The 20,757-nt window shown below is 64.4% G+C and carries 14 protein-coding genes; 7 read left to right on the top strand and 7 right to left on the bottom strand.

Features of this window, described 5'->3' with window-relative positions:
* Positions 1 to 5: 5 nt before the first annotated feature.
* On the top strand, positions 6 to 3,020 hold the full coding sequence (locus tag VGH98_08865; protein ID HEY2376071.1) for a hypothetical protein: 3,015 nt from the start codon (positions 6 to 8) through the stop codon (positions 3,018 to 3,020).
* A gap of 13 nt (positions 3,021 to 3,033) precedes the next feature.
* On the opposite strand, the gene VGH98_08860 is transcribed toward VGH98_08865, so the two are convergent.
* The 3 genes from VGH98_08860 to VGH98_08850 all read right to left on the bottom strand — a co-directional run bounded on the left by VGH98_08860 (position 3,034) and on the right by VGH98_08850 (position 6,164).
* Complete coding sequence (locus VGH98_08860; GenBank protein ID HEY2376070.1) at positions 3,034 to 3,867, bottom strand: hypothetical protein; 834 nt, start codon at positions 3,865 to 3,867, stop codon at positions 3,034 to 3,036.
* Positions 3,867 to 5,306 carry an NAD-dependent succinate-semialdehyde dehydrogenase gene (locus tag VGH98_08855; protein ID HEY2376069.1) on the bottom strand — a complete coding sequence of 480 codons (1,440 nt, stop codon included), beginning with the start codon at positions 5,304 to 5,306 and terminating at the stop codon, positions 3,867 to 3,869. The genes VGH98_08860 and VGH98_08855 overlap by 1 nt, the downstream gene beginning before the upstream one ends.
* A 147-nt stretch (positions 5,307 to 5,453) precedes the next feature.
* A complete protein-coding gene (locus VGH98_08850; GenBank protein HEY2376068.1) occupies positions 5,454 to 6,164 on the bottom strand; it encodes a hypothetical protein in 711 nt (236 codons plus the stop codon).
* Positions 6,165 to 6,194: 30 nt separating this feature from the next.
* Here VGH98_08850 and VGH98_08845 point away from each other — a divergent pair, with 30 nt between their 5' ends.
* Together VGH98_08845 and VGH98_08840 are read left to right on the top strand one after the other, a co-directional pair.
* Positions 6,195 to 6,560 carry a hypothetical protein gene (locus VGH98_08845; GenBank protein ID HEY2376067.1) on the top strand — a complete coding sequence of 122 codons (366 nt, stop codon included), beginning with the start codon at positions 6,195 to 6,197 and terminating at the stop codon, positions 6,558 to 6,560.
* A gap of 92 nt (positions 6,561 to 6,652) precedes the next feature.
* On the top strand, positions 6,653 to 6,970 hold the full coding sequence (locus VGH98_08840) for a hypothetical protein (protein ID HEY2376066.1): 318 nt from the start codon (positions 6,653 to 6,655) through the stop codon (positions 6,968 to 6,970).
* Positions 6,971 to 6,984: 14 nt separating this feature from the next.
* On the opposite strand, the gene VGH98_08835 is transcribed toward VGH98_08840, so the two are convergent.
* Complete coding sequence (locus tag VGH98_08835) at positions 6,985 to 9,486, bottom strand: ADOP family duplicated permease (protein HEY2376065.1); 2,502 nt, start codon at positions 9,484 to 9,486, stop codon at positions 6,985 to 6,987.
* A gap of 237 nt (positions 9,487 to 9,723) precedes the next feature.
* Between VGH98_08835 and VGH98_08830 the strand changes: the two genes are divergently transcribed.
* A complete protein-coding gene (locus VGH98_08830) occupies positions 9,724 to 12,207 on the top strand; it encodes an ABC transporter permease (protein ID HEY2376064.1) in 2,484 nt (827 codons plus the stop codon).
* Between the two features lie 86 nt (positions 12,208 to 12,293).
* Here VGH98_08830 and VGH98_08825 read toward each other — a convergent pair whose 3' ends face one another.
* From VGH98_08825 to VGH98_08815, 3 genes are all read right to left on the bottom strand, one after another.
* Positions 12,294 to 13,691 carry a vanadium-dependent haloperoxidase gene (locus VGH98_08825; protein ID HEY2376063.1) on the bottom strand — a complete coding sequence of 466 codons (1,398 nt, stop codon included), beginning with the start codon at positions 13,689 to 13,691 and terminating at the stop codon, positions 12,294 to 12,296.
* 363 nt (positions 13,692 to 14,054) lie between these two features.
* A complete protein-coding gene (locus VGH98_08820; GenBank protein HEY2376062.1) occupies positions 14,055 to 14,993 on the bottom strand; it encodes a hypothetical protein in 939 nt (312 codons plus the stop codon).
* Positions 14,994 to 15,739: 746 nt separating this feature from the next.
* Positions 15,740 to 16,288, bottom strand: coding sequence for a cysteine hydrolase (locus VGH98_08815; protein HEY2376061.1), 549 nt, complete (start codon positions 16,286 to 16,288; stop codon positions 15,740 to 15,742).
* A gap of 160 nt (positions 16,289 to 16,448) precedes the next feature.
* Between VGH98_08815 and VGH98_08810 the strand changes: the two genes are divergently transcribed.
* From VGH98_08810 to VGH98_08800, 3 genes are all read left to right on the top strand, one after another.
* Positions 16,449 to 17,672 carry an MFS transporter gene (locus VGH98_08810; protein HEY2376060.1) on the top strand — a complete coding sequence of 408 codons (1,224 nt, stop codon included), beginning with the start codon at positions 16,449 to 16,451 and terminating at the stop codon, positions 17,670 to 17,672.
* A 103-nt stretch (positions 17,673 to 17,775) separates the two neighbouring features.
* Complete coding sequence (locus VGH98_08805) at positions 17,776 to 18,123, top strand: PadR family transcriptional regulator (protein HEY2376059.1); 348 nt, start codon at positions 17,776 to 17,778, stop codon at positions 18,121 to 18,123.
* Positions 18,120 to 20,732 carry an ADOP family duplicated permease gene (locus tag VGH98_08800; protein ID HEY2376058.1) on the top strand — a complete coding sequence of 871 codons (2,613 nt, stop codon included), beginning with the start codon at positions 18,120 to 18,122 and terminating at the stop codon, positions 20,730 to 20,732. The genes VGH98_08805 and VGH98_08800 overlap by 4 nt, the downstream gene beginning before the upstream one ends.
* Positions 20,733 to 20,757: the final 25 nt, after the last annotated feature.

Here is a 20,757-nt window from a genome sequence, read left to right as displayed (position 1 = left end):
CGGCCATGATCCGCATACTCAAAGCGAGCGTCCTGCTCGGCACGCTCGCTGCGTTCTACGCCGGCGCGCTGAAAGGCCAGACCGCGAGTCCGGCCCTTTCGAATCCGGCCCAATTCGCGCCGCCTCCGGCCCCCGTCTTTTCGATCGGACAGCCGCCGATCTGGCGACAGCAGTTCACCGCACAGGGAGCGGCCTACACTCAGGGATATCGCTCGGGCGCAACGTTCAGCTATGGTGTTTTCCATTCGCTCAACAAGCCGCCGGTCGAGGCATTCAATCCGCTGCTGGGCATCATCGGCGGCACGCTCGAAGGATACGGCACCATTGCCGGCACCGAGGACGCGGGCGTTCGCGCGATGGCAACCTCACGAATGCTCGCGACCAGCGTCGGCACCGACTGGGACATCCGACATCACCACTTCAACACCATCCTGAGCTGGCAGAGCGCGATCCGCCGCGGCGGCCTCCTCGGCCGCGGCTCCATGTTGCGCCTGGACTGGTTGCCCGCACGTGGGCAAACAATACGCATCGGCGTCACTGCGCCCCTTTTCCAGCCGCTCGCCGGACGCACTCGACCGCGCGAGACCAGCGTAAAGATTCCGGATCCTCCACGTCCCCCGGTGCAACCAATCGCGGCGCACGACGCCACCACCCAGCAGCTGGCGCGCGACATCGAGTCAGCGTCGGGCGTGATCGCCGCCTACTCGGATCTCTACGGCGACAACGCGATTCGCGCCTCGCACGCCTCGAGCTATCGTGCCGCTATGGACCGGTCGCGCATTGCGCTCGAGCAGCTGTTTCGAGTGCAGCTCGACAGCAGCGAGTGCGCGCCGGTTGCGCGACGCGCCCGCATCGCGGTACTCGACCGCATACTCATCCCGGTTGACTCGGTGTTCGGGCGCGTGAAGAAGGTGGATCTGCCACGACTCGCCGGCGGCGCCACCGCGGACTTCGAGCGATGGCTCAGCGACTCGTCAGGCATCCCGCTCGCCGCGCGGCCCGGCGCGACGTCCGCGTTCGCTGCGTGGCTCGCGGCAGTCACTGCCCCGATCCGTACTCTCATAAACGGCACGCACGATTCCCGGCTCCTCTGGCTGCCGATGGATCTCGCGCTCACGTTCGACCAGTACGACGACCAGATCGAGGTGGACTCGCTGATTGGCCGAGTGGTTGGTCACCCGTTCACCGACGGCAACGCGCTGACATACATGCGCAGCACGGATCTTCCGCTCGAGATCGCGCGTTCCATTCTCGCCGCTCGGCAGTATCACGTGCTTTGGACGCATGAGTTCATGGGGCGGCAGTATGTCACGCGTGCCATCGACAACATCGGCTACGTCATGGTGGCGGACGCGTACCTCCCCGCCCTCACGGCGGCCGTTAGGCGCTATGACAGCACCGGCGTCTTCCCGATGTACATGATCCTGCACGATCAGTACTTCTACGAAGTCTCCGATGGGCGTCTCTGGCTCTCGATCCTCGAGGACCCGCTCGGCGCGAAGATGCGGATCCAGGGCGACGACGGCACGCGCGAACGGCATCTGCGCGATCGCCAGCGCGATCTGCTCGCTGCCGTCGCGAGCTCGCGCCGTCTGCAGCAGGACGCGAAAGCAAGCGGCGACGCCAAGCGCTGGCTGCACGAGACCATCAAGGTCCACGTGAACGTCGGCAATCAATCCGATTTCTCGTTTCGTAGTGGGCACATCATCCCGGGAATTCCATTTACACCCGACAATGTCATGCGGGATCACCGCAAGCTGGTGCTCTACGACGTGAACGAGGCGGAGCCGAATCGCGGCGCCGTGTTCGTGATGGGCATCGGCATCGGTGAGGTGTACTCCAGCGCGACGTGGGAGGACCGCGGGTTCCGCCTGAGCGGTCCTGCAACGTTGGAGGCGCGCGCCGCTCTTCGACGCGCACTGCGACGCAACGGCTACTCGGAGAGCGACATCCCTGCCCCGCTGCGAGCCGTGGCGAGCAAGCGGGTGGAAGAACGAGAGGCGAACCTCGGCGACTTCGTGGGAAGAGCCCTGCAAGTGCACAATGAGGTCGGGTTCGGCGCCAAGAAGTCGTCCGTCGCGCGCGCGATGTTGTACAACCTCACACAGCCCGGCGCGATGATCATCGTGCCGGACCAGCTCTGGATGAGCGAGACGTGGGCCGGCATGCTCGCCGGTGCGGCAGCGCGTGGCGTGCGCGTCCAGATCATCGCGCCGGCGCTGCCGAACGCGCCGATTTCCGACGCGCCGGCGATGGCGCGCGCGCACGACGTACTGCTCCGGCTCCTCGCGATCCGGGACAGCCTAACGACGGCGATCCGTCACAGCGGCGGGGATCTGCACATCGGCCTCTTCGCGGCGCACGCGACCGCCGACGACGCGACCGGTCGCCTGCGCGAGGTGCGCGCGGGACTCGCGCGCTACCCGTGGATCCGCGAGTTGATTCCGTTCGACGACAAGACGCTCGCCGTGCTGAGTCAGGTGGAGCACCAGATCGCGAGCGAGCCCGACGCGACAAGTATGGCCAACGACGAGAAGCAGCATCCGCCCCAACCACACCGCAAGACGCAGGTCGTCGCTCGGCCTGAGGCCATCGCGGCGCTGCTGCGTCAACCCGGGTGGGACGTCATGCTCGCCGACGCGATGCGCGTGCAGTCACAGCAGACCGCGACGTTCGCCGCGTCATTAGGTGACACTCACCCGCCTGTGGACACGGCGGCGACACGGCGTACCGACGAGATGATGCGTGGCTACGAGGCCAGCATTCCGGCGGCGGAGCGGAAGCGCGTGAGCTTCTACTTCGCCGAGGGCTCACACAACATGGATCAGCGTGGGCTGATGTCGGATGGTGAGGCGACGCTCATCGTGTCCGGCCCGCAGGCGGCCGCCGGCCTCGTTGATCTCTTTTACATGATGGCGCGGACGACGTGGATCGAGCGGCCGGCGCAGTTGGAGCAGCTACTGCCGAAGCAGTCGTCGATCATCGACCGATTTGCGCGCTGGATACGGGCGACGTTGTGATGTGTCGTTTTGTCTATTCCGCGCCCCGACCGAAGCGACGCCCGAGAATCATCTTCACGATCGAATGATCGGTGTTGCGCGTTGTGCCCTCGCCGAGGCCAACGTTGAATTCCCACTCGGGGCCGAAGTCGAGATTCAGCGCGAAAAAGAACTGCTGCTGCGTCTCGACAAAAGGGTCGAAGTGCGTCACCGGTCCGAAAGAGCCATAGTACTCGAGCGCTGTCGACACTTTGGGCATGACATCGAACATGACCTGCGCATTGGGTGCGAACTCGAATCCCGCCGTCACATTCTCACCGACCAGCGCGCGTTCGAGCGCCGGATTCAACGACCAATAGAAGCGACCGAGCTGCTGGTCGATGATCGGCCGGATCTCCCAGGTCCACGTATCCGCGGAAAACTGACGGCGCTGGTAGCCAACTTCCTGCGATAAGCTGAGGCCTACCGGAAGATGCCAACTCGCTGGCACCGCGATGCGAGGACGGATATGATCGCCCACCCACTGCAGTCCCGTGCTCTGTTCCGTGCTCGTGAATGCGTAGAAGCCGACCTCGAACCAGTCACTGAAGCCATGAGTGATCTCGAGCGTCTCGTGCAATACGTGCTGCGTCGGTAAGAGCCCGTTCTGGCGGACGGTCGTGCCCGCGAGCGTGAAGTTGCTGTGTAGCTCGACCATGGTGCTCCCACGCGGTACCAGCTCCGAGCCATAGACCTGGATCTCGTAATTGTCCTGCGCGAGGAGCAGAACGGGACAGATGACGCAGAGGAGGACGCCGCCCAACGGGCGTGTGAAGAGGAACATGGAACGGGCTGGGCCGTCTTGACGCCTAACGGTTCTGGTGGCCATCAGGCGTTCTGTATCATCACCGCGCGCGAGTTGAGGTACGCCTCGAGCGCCTCCGGGCCACCCTCGGAGCCATAGCCCGAATCCTTGACGCCGCCGAAGGGCATCTCGGCCGAAGGCATCGCCGGCATGTTCATCCAGAGCATCCCCACTTCGAGCTTGCGCGCGAGCAAGTCGGAGTACTTTAATGACCTTGTGAACGCGTACCCGGCGAGGCCCATCAGTAGCCGGTTCGACTCGGCTATCGCCTGCTCCAGTGTGTCGAACGGCTGGATCGCGGCGACCGGGCCGAACGGCTCGTCGTTGAAGATCTTCGCCTCTTTCGGCACGTCGGCGAGGACAGTCGGCTGCCAGAAGTTGCCAGCGTCGCCAATGCGCTGGCCGCCGGTGAGTAGCTTCGCGCCCTTTCTAACGGCGTCCTCCGTGAAGGTGGTCATCGCATCGATGCGGCGCGGGTTCGCGAGTGGGCCCATCTGCGTCCCTTCGGCCAGGCCATCACCCACCCTCAGCTCCTTGGCGTGCTCGGCGAGTGCGGCGGCGAAATCGGCAACGATCGACCGATGTACGAGGAAGCGGGTGGGCGAGATGCAAACCTGGCCCGCGTTCCGGAACTTCGCCGCTCCAGCCGCTTTGACGGCAAGTGCGATATCGGCGTCCTCGCACACGATCACCGGGGCGTGGCCGCCGAGCTCCATCGTCACGCGCTTCATGTGCTGGCCGGCAAGCGCGGCGAGCTGCTTCCCGACCGCGATTGAACCAGTAAAAGTGACCTTGCGAATGACGGGATGCGGAATGACGTAGCTCGAGATCTCGGCCGGCGTGCCGTACACGAGACCGAGCACGCCTGGCGGCAGCCCGGCGTCGGCGAACGCCTTGATCAGCGCCGCGGGCGCGGCGGGCGTCTCTTCAGGCGCCTTGACGAGGATCGAGCAACCAGCGGCAAGCGCGGCGGAGACTTTGCGCACCACCTGGTTGATCGGAAAGTTCCACGGTGTGAATGCCGCGACCGGGCCGACGGGGTCCTTCAGCACCATCTGCCGAATCGTGACGCTCGCGCGCGAAGGCACGATTCGCCCGTAAACGCGGAAGCCCTCCTCCGCGAACCACTCGATGACGTCGGCGCCGGCAAGTGTCTCGGCTTTCGCCTCGGCGAGCGGCTTGCCCTGCTCCTGGGTGAGCAGTGGCGCGATCTCGGCCGCCCGCTCGCGGAATAGCGCGGCCGCTTTGCGCATGATCTTGCTCCGCTCCGAGGGCAGCATCTCGCGCCACACATTGAAGCCTTTCTGCGCCGCCTCGACAGCGCGCTCGAGATCCGGCCGGCTGGCGTGAGCGACCCGGCCGATTTCCTTGCCAGTCGCCGGGTTCACGACGGGCAGCGTCTTGCCTTCCGCGGGCTCCTGCCACGTGCCGTTGATGAAGAGCTGTGTGTCGACGTATCCCATGGCGTTACTCGAGTCGTGGCGAAAAAAGCAAATTGCGTCTGGCAGGTCGTGACGCGGAATCTTATCAGTCTCGGCGGCTCATTCGCCAGCGAATCCGATCAGCGACGCGAAAGTTGACGAAGTTAGTCCGTGCCCGCAGTGCTCAAGTTAAACGGAATGCCTGCTGAACGTCGCGATCAGTCGCTGAATGAGCAACACGATCCGCTCGACCCAGCTTTGTTGCTGCCGTAAGGTGTCCAGCTCCCACAACATGTTGTCCCGCGCGGCCTGATTCCATCGTCGCTGACCGTTCGCGGTGAGATACACGTGCGGCGCCGCGAGCACGCGACTTAAGAACACGACGCGCCCGATACGAAACTCGGCGTCGGACGCGACTGCGGGCACCCACTCGTCGTGGATCTGTCGCGCATATCGCATGTATTCATCGCGCGGCGCGGCGAGAATGCTAAGATCGATGTCGAGAAGCGCCGCTTCGTCCAGGCCGCCCACGCCAATGCGCGCGTGGTGATTCTTCGTCGCCAGAATCAGGCCTTCGATGGTCGTGAGCTCCTCCTTCGTCAGCGACTGATTCGCTCCAAGCACGTCGCACGCGAGCTGTGCGCTGCGCACCTCGTTGTCGCTACGGCCGGCAACGTAGATAGCGTCGTGAAACAGCAGCGCCAAGAAGACAATGCGCGGGCGCTCGCATGCGACGCTGCGCAATTGCTCCGTGCACGCGGTGACATGCTCCCATGTGTGATAGTGTCGCCCCGGCGACTGATACGCGCGGTACACTCGCTCGATCACTGAGAGATCGACGCCGCGCGTCCAATCGTCAGGCAGTGTCGCGAGCCAACGCGCGAGGTCCTGATCTGCCATTGTCGCTATTCCAGTGGCATACTACATCGCATGCGCTCGCGCCTCCTCAGCCGTGTCTTGTTCAAGCATTCTCAAGTCTATCTGCCGTGTCACAAGGACGAAGTGGTGTTGGCCACGGACTGGGGCAGGATTCAACTCTGTCGCGAGACCTATCGGCCGGCAGGCAGGCGCGCGACCGACGTGTACATCGTGCGATTCCTCGGTAGTCGCGGCCGAGCAGAGTTGGCCACTCTCGATCCAGCGGATCGATTACCGAATGTCGCGTCTGAGGTGTGGACGATGAATCCCCCCGGTTTTGGCCGCACGACGGGCCCTCCGGATCTGACGCGCTTCGCGTCGAGCGCGCGACAAGTGGTGTCGCATGCCAGGACATTGCGGGCGGGAAGCCTCTGGTAGTTTGCGGCAAGAGCATTGGTACGACGGCGGCGCTGTCGGCAGTCGGCGCGCATAGCGGCGGTGACGCATGCGCTCTCGTGCTCCGCAACCCAATGCCGTTGCGCGAGCTTCTGAAGGAGAGTTACCGTCGACGTACGTTCGGCCTCTCGTCTCTGTTCGCGGACGCGGTTCCACCGGACCTCGACTCACTCGCCAATGCATCTCGATGCCACTGTCCCGCCCTCTTTCTCATGTCGCGCGCCGATCGGGTAGTCCCGCCGGAGCATCAGCACCGGGTGATCGACGCCTACAGTGGCCCAGCGATGGTACTCGACGTGGCCGGTGGTCATGATGAGCGAACGCTCATGCCGGAAGACGAGATGCGCTATCGGGCCGCACTCGAGTCGCTCCTGGCGGCATGCGGGGGATAGATCGCGTGCCGTCACTACTCGGCGCGCAACGCCCGCGCCGGATCGATGCGAGTCGCGCGCCGCGCCGGAGCATACGCCGCGACCAACGCGATCGCGAGCAACAACAGAGTCACTGCGGCGAGCGTGAACGGATCGTACGGACTGATCTCGAACAGCATCGCCCGGAGCATGCGCAGTCCACCGATGGCGACCATGAGACCAACCGCCGCGCCAGTACCGGCGACCGTCATCGCTCGGCCAAGCACCATGCGGCGCAAGCTGCCCGGCGTCGCGCCGAGTGCGAGGCGAATGCCCAGCTCACGCGTTTGGTGACTGACGGCGGATGCCGTGATGCCATAGAGACCGATCGCCGCGAGCGCGAGTGCGGCACCAGCGAAGAGCGAGATGAGAAGAGTCTGAAACCGCGGCGCGGCAAGCTGCGGGGCGATGAGATCATCCATCGATTTCGCACTCACGAATGTTGTGCCAGCGCCCGCGTCTCGCACGGCGTCGCGAATGGCGCGGAGGGAGCCATCGGGCGAGCCGCGCGTCTTCACCACGAAATACCCCTGCGCGAATACCTGACGGTATGGCCTGAATACCGATGGCGTCGCCTCGCGGTATTCCCGAAAGTGCAGATCCGGAGTGAGACCGACGATCGTGACGAGGGAATCGACGCGCCCAGGTTCGTGGAACCGCTTCCCAATGACATCCTGATTCGGCCAGAGCCGGTGGGCAACGCCTTCGGTGACCACCGCGACCGCCGGGGATCCTTCCCGATCAGCATCTGTGAATCCACGGCCCTTCACAATCGGAAGATCGAGCGTGCGAAAGTATTCCGTGCCGACGAGATCGTAGCCGAAAAAGGGGTTCGTCTTTGCATCGGATTCCGACTGTTGCTCGGCGACGATCTTCGTCAACCACACGTTGGAGCCGAGGAACGGCGGTGCGGCCGTCGGCGACACGCTGACGATTTGCGGCGCGCCGCGAAGTTGCGCCATGACGCGATCGTGCAAGTTGAAGTTCGTCTCGTTGTCGCAGCGCGTCCATCGCGCGCTGTCCGCGGACGTCAGGGAGGTCGCGTGGGGTCGGCAGTCCGCGATGACCTTCACCCATGGAAAGGAGACGGAGAGCAACGTGAGATGATCGGTCGAATATCCCGTGTTCAGGTCAGTCAATCGCTGGAAACTCCGAAGCAGCAATCCAGCACCAGCAAGGACGATCACGGCAAGACCAATCTGCAAGCTGACGAGTGCCGCTCGAACCCTGACGAGCGTGCGACCCTGTGTTCCCGAGCGTGCGCCGCCATGCAGTGGAGACGACAAGTCGAAGCGCAGCGCGCCGAGCGACGGGATAATGGCAAAGACGCCGATGGTCATGACGGTAACGGCAGCCGCGACAGCCAACGGCCACCCAGCGACCGTAATCAGATCCTGCCGCGGCAGCCCAGCCGGCGCCAGTCGTACCAGCGCATCGATGAAGAGGCCGGCGAAGAAGACGCCAAGAATACCCGCGCCGAGCGCCAGCAGAACACTCTCGGTGAACAGCTGCCTGACGAGCCGCGTGACGCTGGCGCCGATCGCGCGGCGAATCGCCATCTCACGTAAGCGCGCCGCGGCCCGAAGGAGCATCAGATTGCCGACGTTCACACACGCGATCAGCATCAGCAGAGCGACCGCCGCGGCGAGCATCACCAGCACGGGCTTCGCCTCGCTGGTTATGGTTTGCTCGAGCGTGTGCACCTGAGCGCCAAGGGCGTTCGATCCGAGATAGCCGAGGAAGTCGGGATCGCGATTGAGGAATCCAAGAAATTCGTCGCGCGCCGAAACCGGTGTCGCGCCGCGCGCGAGCCGTCCGATGACGTCGAGACTGCCGTAGTTGAATGCCAGCCAGTACTCCACGCCGCGAGGGTAGTCCAGCCCAGGCTGCGCGACGCCGACGACAACCATGTCCAAATCCGACTTCGGCTCGTGCAGATGGTGTCCCAGCACGGCGGAATCCTCGGCGAAGACCCGCCGCCAGGTTCCGTAGCTCAGAACGACTGCGTAAGTCTGTTTCGGAGCGGTCCAATCAAACTCGGGAGCGTCACCGGCGCGAAAGAGTCGGCCGAGCGCGGGCCGGGCGCCGAGCACGTCGAAGAAATTGTCTGTCACATCTGACTGTCGCAACGAGAGCGTTCGATCGCCATCGAGGATCGATGCCGCGATCACCCGCCAGTGCGCCATTGCGGCGACGCCCTCCAATGCGTGACTCTGCGCATGGAAGCGATGGAACTGCGGCACCGAAATCGGAAACTCCGTTGCCGCGCCGCGCGCCACTCCCGAGAGCTCAACTACGCGATCCTGCTCCCGAATCGGCAGCCGCTGCAGCAAGACTGATTTGAACACTGTAAACATCGAGGTCGTCATGCCGATACCCAGTCCGAGTACCAGGATGACCGTGGCGCTGAACAAGGGACTCCGGCGAAGCGACCGTAGAGCGTAAAGAAGTTCGTACCGACTCGCGTCAGCCACTGCCGATGGCGAGATCTTTGTCATCGTTTCTCTCCAGTCGAGTGCGTCATCCTACGAAGTGCCTCGAAGATCGAGCTACCGCCCTCAGGTGCCCCCTGGAAACCAATGTGGAGAATGACCAATCTGAGGACACACCAGTGACTCAATTCCCCTGACCCAGAAGACTCAGCGGACGAGTGGCCGAGAGATTCATCTGGATGTCTCGAACGTAAGGACAAGGGCCATATGCGTGTTTGCCCTAGGACGATGGAGCAATGAGTCATGAATCCCTTCCACTACGGAATCCGATCGCTCTTGCGTGCACGCGGTTTCACCGCCGCGACCATCACGACGATCGCACTGGCGACCGGCGCGGCCTGTGCCGTTTTCGGCCTCGTGAACGCGGTGCTCATCCGACCGTTGCCCTATCCCGATAGCAATCGACTCGCGGGGCTGTGGCACACGATGCCTGGTCTCGGGGTCGCGATCGCGAAGCAGGCACCAGGCACATACAATCTGTATCGTGACGCCGCCAAGTCCTTCGATGAGATGGGCGTCTACATCTCACTTGCAGCTACGCTCACGTATCCCGATCGCGCTCTTCCTCCGGAACGCGTGCGCGTGAGTTGGATGACAGCATCGACCTTCTCGGTGCTCGGCGCCAAACCGCTCCTCGGCCGCCTCTACGCTGACGCCGACGCACAAGACGGCGCGCCTCCAGTGCTCATGATCAGCGAGCGGCTCTGGCGAACGCGATTCGGCGGCAGCCGACAGATCATTGGGCAACGCGTCGACGTCGACGGTGAGCTCCGGCAGATCGTCGGCGTGATGCCGGCGTCGTTCGCGTTTCCGGAAGCACGCACGCCGGTCTGGGCACCGGAGGCGAGCGCCGTGAATCCGAAATACGTCGGCGGCTTCGCCGACGCAGGAATCGCTCGCCTCCGACGCGGTGTGACGCCTGAAGCCGCGCAACGCGAGCTCGAGCACATTCTGCCGCAATTGGCAGAGCGCTATCCCGAACAGCGGCCTGGCGTCTCGACGACGCTCGCCGTTAGGCAGACGCGCCTCGCTCCTATAGTGCATTCGTTGCGGGACGACGTCATCGCCGGTTACGATCGCGTGCTATGGTTGCTCGCGGCGACGGTCGCGCTGCTCGTGCTCGTCGCGTTCAGCAACGTCGCGTCGCTCCTGCTCGTGCGCGTCGAAGCGCGCCGCCGGGAATTCGCGGTACGCTCGGCGCTTGGCGCATCGACGTGGGGCGTGTGGCAGGAGTTGCTGGCGGAAACGATTCTTCTCGCGGCGTTAGGCGGCTCGCTGGGATTCGGGCTCGCCGCGATTGCGCTGCGACTACTCGTCGTCAGCTCTCCGCTTGGCTTGCCACGCCTCAACGAGGTTCGCGTCGACACAAGCGTCGTGCTCTTTGCGTTTGCGTTCGTCGCGCTGTTTGCGTTGATCAGCGCGTCGATCGGCGCCTTACGCATTCGCTCGAGTGATACGATTCGCGCTTTGCGCGAGGGCGGCCGTAGCAGCACCGCGGGTCGAGCATCGCAGCGGCTGCGCGCGGCGTTCGTCGCTCTCGAAGTCGCACTCTCGCTCGTGATGCTCGCGAGCTCCGGCGTTCTTGCGCGAAGCGTGCTTCGGCTCCGGAGCGTACAGCCAGGCTTTGATGAGTCGAACGTTTTTACGTTCTGGACGTTTCTCCCGACCACACGCTACAAAGGTCCGACTGACGTCGCGCGCTTTTACCGCGAAGCGATCGAGCGGTTGCGGCAGCTTCCGGGCGTTGTCGACGTGGCTGCCACCGCGAAGCTCCCGCTCGAGGTCGAGGGATCCCCGTACCAACGGCTGATTTGGGCCGACGACGGATCGAGCGATACGAACGTGTTGCCGCCACTTTTTCAGGCGACGACCACTACGGCGGGCTACTTCGGCGCGATGCGCATACCGATGATCGCCGGCCGGACGTATGACGACGCCAACGTGCAACGTGGCGCGCGCGAGGCGGTCGTGAGTCGAGGATTCATCGAACGCTTCTGGCACGACCCAACCGGACGCACTGGCGTGGGTAAACGGCTGCGCCTAACGGCTTACGGCGATTGGTTCACGATCGTCGGCGTCGTGGGCGACCTGCGCGACTCAACGCTGACACAGCCGCCGATCGCCGAGGTGTATGTTCCCGAAGAGCCGATCTCGGCAAACCCCGATGCGTCGTCGTCGACGACCGCGCGCGACATGGCATTTGTGGTTCGCACGCGCGTGCCGATGCCCGGCCTCCCGCAGCGTCTTCGACAGGAGCTGCACGCGCTCGATTCGGAGCTCCCCTTCCATCGCCCAGCGGCGATGGAGCAGATCGTGAGCGACGCGCGCGCCGGATTGACATTCGCCCTCCTGGTGCTCACGGTCGGCGCGCTGACGACGCTCGCGCTCGGTGTGGTCGGGCTGTATGGGGTGATCGCTTACGTCGTCAGTCTGCGTTCGCGCGAGATCAGCATTCGTATTGCCGTCGGTCTCACTCCCGCCGCAGCAACGAGGATGATTCTGCGCCAGGGCGGAGCCATTGTCGCTATTGGCGCATTCCTAGGTCTGCTCGTGTTTCTCGTCTTTGCGAGACTCCTCACGACCATGACATTCGAGGTCAGCCCGATCGACCTAACGACGCTCGTCGCGGCGGTGCTATCCGTCGCCATCATCGCGGCGGGCGCTACGTGGGTGCCAGCTCGGCGCGCCGCGCGCGTCGATCCGGCGCGCGCGCTCAGCGCCGACTAAGCAAGGCGTTGGATGGGCGCGATTGCAGTTCGACCGCCCCGCGATTGGATTCGACCCGCATTCGCTCGCACATTAGTTATCGGCCGTCATTCGCGGCCGTCGTCCCCGCCCTCCTTGTGTCCACCGAGTCCAATGGCCGCGAGGAGACCGTGCCGACGGTCATAGGCCATCGCCCATTCCGCGGTCGAGCGGCCAAGCACCTGTCCCGCCTCGACGTCGAACCGGTAATGGATGCCGCCATAGATGCGCGACAATCCCGCTTGGATTACCTGCGCTTGGAGCTGCGCGGCCTGATCCGGGAAGTATTGCGAGAGCACCGTGGCCGCGGCAGACGAGACGCAGGAGTGTCCCGAAGGATATGACGGATGGTTCGGTAGTGTGTACGGGAAAGCAGGTGGCCCATTCGGCCGCTCGAGCGTCGGCCGCGTGATCAACGGATCCGCCATGGACGGACGCAGCATGAAGTAATGGACCTTCGCCTCCCAGCAGCCGATCGTCGCGTCCATCGCCGCGGCATTCAAGAGAGCGAACAGGTGCGACGCGGATTGCTCGTCGAGCCCGCGCGATTCGATGAACGACGCAGCCTGATTATCCCAATAGCCGAGCGCCGTCATCGTGCCCGCCGCGAGATTCCAGAAGTAAGCGATGTCGGTCTGCTCCAGCGTTCGAGTATCGGAGATCGCTCTCACCTCGTCGAGGGCAATCCTGTACGGGCTACCCAGCGCCATCGAGAACGCGGGCGGTGGTGACGACCGGAACTGGCTCTGCGCCGTGTGACCGCCTAACGCTGTCAAGAAGTAGGGCGTCATCGTGGGGAATTGATAACCGGCCGGCGCCGGCCGGGGAACTGTTCCTACTGCTGGGGCTCCCTCCCAGATGCCGGGTCCCGACGCGTTTCGCATGCTCTCGTTCCACGCCAACGAGAATCCGTCGTTATTCGCCCAGGCGATCAGCACGGCACCCACTCCTCGTCCGACGCTCACGCCACGCGTGAACTGCGGAGACGTGCGACCGGACGCATCTCGCCCCGAAGCAGCGAGCTGCGCTTCGAGCGCGGGTGCATCGGGCGGAGACAGGGCGGAGAGGAGTTGCGCCGATGCGCCGCCAATCGCGCCGCGTCGGGCTTCGAACGCCGCGCGCCCACCACCCTGATCGTCGGCGTCGTCGTTGTCGCCGTCCTGGACGGCGACCACCGCGGCATAGACGGCGAGGCTGTGCAGCGCGTACAAGCGCACGGCGTTTATCGGCGTTGCTTTACGATTCGCGACGAGGTCGCGGGTGGTTTGCTCCCAGGCGAGTGTGGTCGCGGCACCGTCGAAACGGTCATTGCCTAACCGGTCGGCAACAGCATCGGCGCGCGCGACAGACGGAAAGCTCGACGGGTCGGTGGGCCGCTCGGAACACGCGAAGAGCGTCGCGACCGAGACCGCGAGTGGCGCCACCGCTGCGAGGCGCATGAGGTGCTTCGGTCCACTCCAGTTCATTCGTTCCTCCGGGCCTGCGGCCGGATACCGACGATGGGAAAACAAAAGCGGCTGAGGGGTGCCGTCGTCGTGGCATCCCCCTCAGCCGGTTTCGCGATTTGCTCCGCCCGGGGCATGGGCGACCTGAAAGCTCTCTGCGGCGCGCCCCGAGCATCATGGCATCTGAGAGTGCTCAACTCTACGACCCGAGGTCAACTCTGTCAATGCCTCGTTAGGGATCGATGCCTAACTGTGAGGCGACCGGGGCACGCACGCGTGCGCGACGCGCGGTGGATCCGGAACGACCGACGGCGCGATGGCATGGCCTCCCATCTCTGCCGCATTGAATTCTGCAAAGGCCGGCCGACCATGTTCAGTATCTTTTTAAGTTGGTTGCTGATGGTTGCGCGGCGGCACGCCGCCGCAGTGTTCGCGCAGTCTCGAACCTGATCGGTTCGATGACACGGAGCGTGGTCCACCGAAATTCCGGATTCGAAGGCTTGCGCGAGTGAACAATCGCCGGCAAGTCAGAGTCGCGAGCCGCCAGCGGGCGCACTGCGGCGTCGAAGCGAAGGGCCGCGATGAGTGCGTGGGCGACACTTCGGGAGCCGCGATGATCGTGAACGCCTCCGGCACCTCCGCCACGCGCGCTCCGGTGCCTCGGAGCCAAGTCACCGCCACGCCGACGGCCGTCTCCGGTGTCATGCCGATACCGCGCTCCCAATCGGGGAAGAACCGCGCGTGCCAAAGTCCGATGTGGGGAAATGTCCGCGGCGCGGGAACCAGAACGGGGACATCGCCCGGCCCGTCGCCAAGGATCACTCGGAGCCCCGACCGGATATCCGAAAAATGCACGGACGTTCGAACTCGCCCCGCATCGTCGCAGATGGGCACGACCCATGTCGCCGCCCACATCGCCCAGTCGTTGCCAATGTTGGAATTCACCACCGTCCTATCCGGCATTGCGATGACGGGGCGCACATAGTAAGACCGCCCGCAGAAATGGCGGCGCTCGGTCGGAATCTCCCTGAAATACCGCACCGTCAGGTCCTGGACTGACGGTGCTTCCCAGTATCCCATCGCCACCGCCGCCGACTCGGCGTCGGCATGCGGAATTGTAGAGCGCACGTTGCGCGGCAAAACAGGCGAGGCGAAGACACCGCTATCGCCCACGTCCCGTGCCGCGCGTCCCGTTACCGATGCAGGCAGAACCCGCCCGCCCATCCATGCGCGCTGCGCGAGCCCAAGTGCGGCTACGCCGACCACGGCATGCAGAAGAAGGGCCACCCACGCGCCGCTCGTTAGCCAACGTGTTGGAGTCACGTTTGTACGATGCGTGCGTTGCGGCGGTCGGGCTGGGCCCATGGCTTAGCGTTAGGCGAGGAGTTGCTAACTTCGACCGCACGCTTCGCGCCAATTTTGCAAATCGCATGAGACGGACAGGGAGCAACAACTCGAGAGAAGGCTTTAGTTGGGCACCTCATTTGCTGAAGCATTCTCCGAACCACCACCGTGCCGAACGGTCAAAACCTGGCGACGTGGGGCGCTGACGATGCGAGCTGTGATCGTGATGGCACTACTGACGGCCTGCCTCAGTCCAAGCGAGGCGACAAGTCCTGTTGGCACTTACGCGCTCGCCACCATCGACGGACGCGCGATTCCGACTTCTGATGACGGGGCGTTCGTCGTCCGGAGTTCGGTGACCCTTCAGAGCAATGGCGTGTTTTTGTATTCTCGGGTGGACAGCTTCCCCGCGACACCAGGAGCGCCTAACGAAGCTACGGCAGACTTCGGAGCTTGGACGCTGACAGCGGATTCGCTTCTCATGAGGTCGGACACAAGGGTATACCGCGGGATGCTCGCCGGATCGCAGCTCCTGCTCGTCCAGGGAGGCGCAAGCAGCGCCTGGCTCTACACCCGACAATGACGCCGCTATTGCGAGTCACGAGCAAGCGCTCATGACGGATGCTGAGCCTCTAGTTCAGCAGTTGTTCTAGTGCGGGGTCGCGCCGCTAGGGTTAAGGGCGGAGGGTAGACACCTCTACCCTCTACCCTCTGGCCTCTGCCCTCTACCCGATCATCCACTCTGCCGAGCTCACGACGTCCGCCTGACGCGGGAATATCTTGTTGATTAGAACATTGTGCACTTCCGCGTCTGAATCCGCGCACAGATCCGAGAGGACAGTGAGCCGATAGTCCTTGTCGGCCGCCTCGCGGAGTGTGGAGAGCACCACACCGCCCGTCGCGATTCCCGTGAGCACGAGATGCTGGATGTTCTTCGCGCGCAGCACGACCTCGAGATCGCTGCCCGTGAATGCGCTGACGCGTCGCTTCACCACGACGACGTCGCCGTCTTCCGGCCTGATCACTGGTTGCGCGTCGGGAAACGTGGCGCCCTGCTTGAGCGCGTTGCTGAACGCCTTGTTCCGCGTGCTCACCTCGGGCGCGCCGGCCCGGAAGCCGACGACCACGTAGATGACGGGAATCCGGCGCCTGCGCGCAAATTCAACTGCCGAGCGTACCCGTGCGACGTACGCGTCGCCATCGGGAATGCGCACGACGACGCCGGACTGGACGTCCATCACGAGCAGGGCCTGATCGGAGTCATGTGAGGTCATGGCCGGGAGGGTAGAGGTAGAGGGTAGAGGGTGGAGGGTAGAGAGTTGAGTGGGGAGAGTTGAGTGTAGAGAGTAGAGAGTAGAAACCCCACCCTCTACTCTCTGCCCCACGCCCTCTGCCCCACGCGCCCTCTGTCCCACGCCCTCTACTCTCCACCCTCTGCCCTCTACCCCTCTGCGCAAGACTTTCATCTCGCTCAGAAACCGGAACTTTCGGCTGTTCTTCATCGGGCAGTCGATCTCGAATACCGGCAACTGGCTCACCAACGTCGCGCTCGTGCTGCTCGTGCTTCGCCTAACGTCGAGCGGGTTGGCGGTCGGCGGCGTCTTGGCATGTCAGTACGGTCCGATCCTCTTTCTCTCGCCTTTCGGTGGCGCGATCGCCGACCGTGTCGACAAGCGCCGCGCATTGCTCGCGACGCAAGCGCTCGAGATGATGCAGTCGGTCGGTCTCGCGGTGCTCGCGTTTCTTCCGCACCCGCCGCTCGTGGGACTCTATGGGCTCGCGGCCGCCGGCGGCATGGTGCTGTCGCTCGACAATCCGCTGCGTCGCTCGTTCGTCAGCGAGATGGTGCCAGAGACGGATCTTCCGAACGCCATCGTCTTGTACAGCACCATTGTGAACATCTCACGCGTCTTCGGGCCTGCGCTCGCCGGGTTGCTCGCAGTGACGCTTGGCTATGGATGGTGCTTCGCGATCGACGCGAGCACCTACGTGGCCGTGCTTTACTGCGTGTGGGTCATGAATCCGGACGAGCTGCACCGCACGCCTGCGCCACCGCGCGCAAAGGGCGAGGTCCGCGAAGGCATTCGATACATTCTCGCGACGCCGATGTTGTGGATCAGCTTCAGCATGCTCGCGGCCATCGGCACGCTCTCGTACAACTTCAACGTCACGCTGCCGCTGTTCGTCACGCGATCGCTGCACCGGAGCGAAGGCGTGTTCACGATTCTCTATTCAATCTTCAGCGTTGGTGCCGTCGTGAGCGCGCTGATCATAGCGCGGCGCGGCAAGGTGCAGCTCTCGCAGATCGTTTTCGGCGCAGCCTCGATGGGGATCGCGATGTTGCTGCTGTCGGCCACGCGCGGGATCGCGACGGCTATGCCGGCGGCGTTTCTCGTTGGCATGGCGAGTATTCTCTACATGACATCGACGACCGCGATCGTGCAGGTCGGTACGAAGCGCGAGTTGCAGGGACGTCTGCTCGCGCTTCAAACCGTGTTCGTCGCCGGCACTGGACTCATTGGCGGACCGCTCTGCGGATGGCTCGCGGACGTTGCCGGCGGCCGAGCTCCGATCGTGTTCGGCGGTGTTGTCTGTCTGCTGGCCGCTGGCTTCGGACTGGTCGCCGCTCGTCGCACGCGATCAGAAGCACCGGCGTAGTCGATCCGGTTGGCTTCTTTCAGTTAGACGGCGGCGTTGTTGCCTCCCCTTGCGTTTCTACGTGAGATCGACCAACCTCTACACATAGAAACCCTATGGGACAATGGCCCAGCCGCATAACGTCGAAGTTCTGCGCGGGACACTCGATCTCCTGATCCTCAAAGCCGTGAGTTGGGGGCCGAGTCACGGCTACGCTGTCGCGCGATGGATCGAGCAGTCCACCGACGACGTCCTGCGCATCGAAGAAGGCTCGCTCTACCCTGCCCTCCACCGCCTCGAGACGCGTGGCTGGATCGCCGCCGAGTGGGGCGCGTCCGAGAACAATCGCCGCGCGAAGTACTACACGCTCACCTCCAAGGGGCGCGCACAGCTTCGGCTCGAGACGGCGACCTGGACGCGCTTCGCCAACGCCGTGTTCACTGCGCTCGAAGCCCCACCGCTTCGCACATGACGAAAACTCCACCTTGGCGCCGCTATCTCCGTTTCTGGCGTCCCGATATCCGTGGCGACGTCGACGATGAGCTCCGCTTCCACGCCGACATGCGCGTCGAAGAGTTCGTCGCGCGCGGCATGACCGAAGACGAAGCCCGCCGCGCCGTCGCGGCACGACTCGGCGACGTCGACGCTGCCCGCGAGGAGTGCGTCGAGCTCGGCAAGGTGCGCGCAACGCACGCGCGCAACGCAGATGTCCTCGAGGGCGTGCGCGCCGATATTCGCTACACGCTTCGCTCGTTAGGCCGCACGCCCGGCTGGACGACGGTCGCGCTCCTCACGATTGCTCTCGGCGTCGGCGCGACGACGGCCGTGTTCCGCGTCGCCGACCGGTTGATCGTTAGGCCGATCCGCTATCCAGATGCATCGCGCGTGTTCGTCTTCCGCCGGCTGTTCGACGTCCCCGAGCGCCAGCTGGCATCACCCTTCTCTGCCCACGTGGTCGACGCGTTCCGAAAGGAGTCTCGATCGATCGAGGTCGCGGCTGCCTTCCACTTCCGGCTCGGCATGCTCGGTACCGCGCCCGATACGATTCCGGTGCATGTGGCGATCATCGATACGGATTTCCTCCCGCTCGCGGGCGCGCATCCTGTGATCGGGCGGAGCTTTGCCGCCGAGGACGCAAGGCCGAACGGGCCGGGCGTCGTGGCTATGCTCGGCGAGGACATGTGGCGGCAGCAGTTCGGCGCGTCGACCAGCGTCATCGGCAGCGTCGTCAAGCTCAACGGAGATTCGCGCACGATCATCGGCGTGATGCCGTCCTCGGTAACGCTGCCGGACGCCAGGGACGGACGCATCGACATCTGGGTGCCTTACGATGATGATCTCGTCGATGCCGTGGCGGTGCGGCTCAAACCCGGCGTCCCACGTGATGCGGCGACCGAGGAGCTCGCGGGCATTCTGACTCGTGCAGCGACCGATTCGTCCTGGTGGCGTGACATGCGCTATCACATGCGCCTCCAGCGTCCACAGGACATGCTCTCGTTTCGCGGCGCACTGGCGATGCTCACCGGCGCCGTCGCGCTCTTGCTGCTCGTCGCGTGCACGAACGTCGCGCACCTGCTGCTCGCCCGCGGCGCCGCACGCCAACGCGAGATCGCCGTTCGGCACGCGTTGGGCGCCAGCCGGTGGCGACTCGTCAGGCAGCTCGTCACCGAAACGCTCGTCATCGCCGTGATCGGCGGCGCCTTCGCGACAGCCGTCGCATGGATCGGACTGCACGTGATGCAAGCGGCGCGGCCGCAGACGCTCGCTGCACTCGCGGCCGGGCCTAACGAGGATAGCGTCATCTCCCTGACGGCGCTCTTGGCGATCGGCGCGGGACTGGCGATCGGCCTCGCTTCCGCGCTGCGCAACGCGCGACGAGATCCGGGTCTTGCGTTGCGCGCCAACTCGTCAGGCACGGCGATGGCCGGACGTCGCCTGCGTGGCGCACTCGTCATCGGCGAAATCGGCCTGTCGACCACCCTGCTGGTTGGCGCGCTGCTCCTCACGCATGCGTTGTATACTCTGGAAGCGAAGCAGCTCGGCTTCGATGCCGGCGGATTGTACTCGGTCTCCTTTCGCCCGCCGCGAATGCCGGCGGCGGCACAGCAGGCGTCGCTGGTCGATCTGGTGCGCGAGCGCGCCAAGGCCATCCCCGGAGCGCAACGTATCACGGTGGACGACGGTGGACACGGCGTGTTCGCGACTCTCCAGACGCCGGATCGGGCGACCGTCAATCAAGCGCCTTTGCCAATTGGCGTGGATAACGTTGATGCCGACTATTTCACTGTCCTCGGCATTCCGCTCCTCGCTGGCCGGATCTTCGACGACGGGTCGCGATCGGGCAACGAGGTGATCGTCAACACCACACTCGCACGTATGCTCGCGCCCCACGGGAGTCCGCTCGGTCGCCGATTCCGCAACTCGCGTCCAATAGGATTTCTGAAAGATTGGATGACCGTCATTGGCGTCGTGCCGGACGTCGTCGACAACCTGCTCGTGCCGGCGCCTCAGCCGCGGCTTTATCAACCGATCGGCCCGAACGCTCCCGGCATGGTAACGCTGTACGTTAGGCTGTCAAACAACTCCTCGGCGGAATCGCTGGCGCACCTCGCAGCGTCGATACAGCCGTCGGGCTCCAAGCCCGTGATCGAGAGCGTGCGCGACAAGATCGATCAGACCGCCGCCGAGCCGCGGTTCGCGATGCGGATCATGATCATCTTCGCGTCGCTCGGCGTCCTGCTCGCCGCGATTGGTCTCTTCGGTGTGATCTCGTACAGCGTCGCCCAGCGCACGCGCGAGATCGGTGTCCGGATGACGTTAGGCGCGACGCGCGCGTCGATTGCGCGGCTCGTCGTCGGCGACGGGCTGCGGCTCGCCGTGATCGGTATCGTCGTCGGACTCATCGGCGGGGTGGCGGGCACGCGGCTCATTGAGGGCGTGCTGTACGGCGTGCCGCGCCTCGATCCATTCGCCTTTAGCGCGGGCGCCGTTTTGTTGCTCGCAGTCGCGGTTGTCGCGTGCGTCATTCCCATGTGGCGCGCGACTGGAGTCGATCCGGTGATCGCCGTCCGGGCAGAATAGGAGACCTATCAATATGCGTCGTGCA

The sequence above is a fragment of the Gemmatimonadaceae bacterium genome (genome assembly GCA_036496605.1).
Classification (GTDB): Bacteria; Gemmatimonadota; Gemmatimonadetes; order Gemmatimonadales; family Gemmatimonadaceae; genus AG2.
Note: the sequence above shows the minus strand (reverse complement) of the source record. Positions and strands in the feature narration are given on the sequence as shown.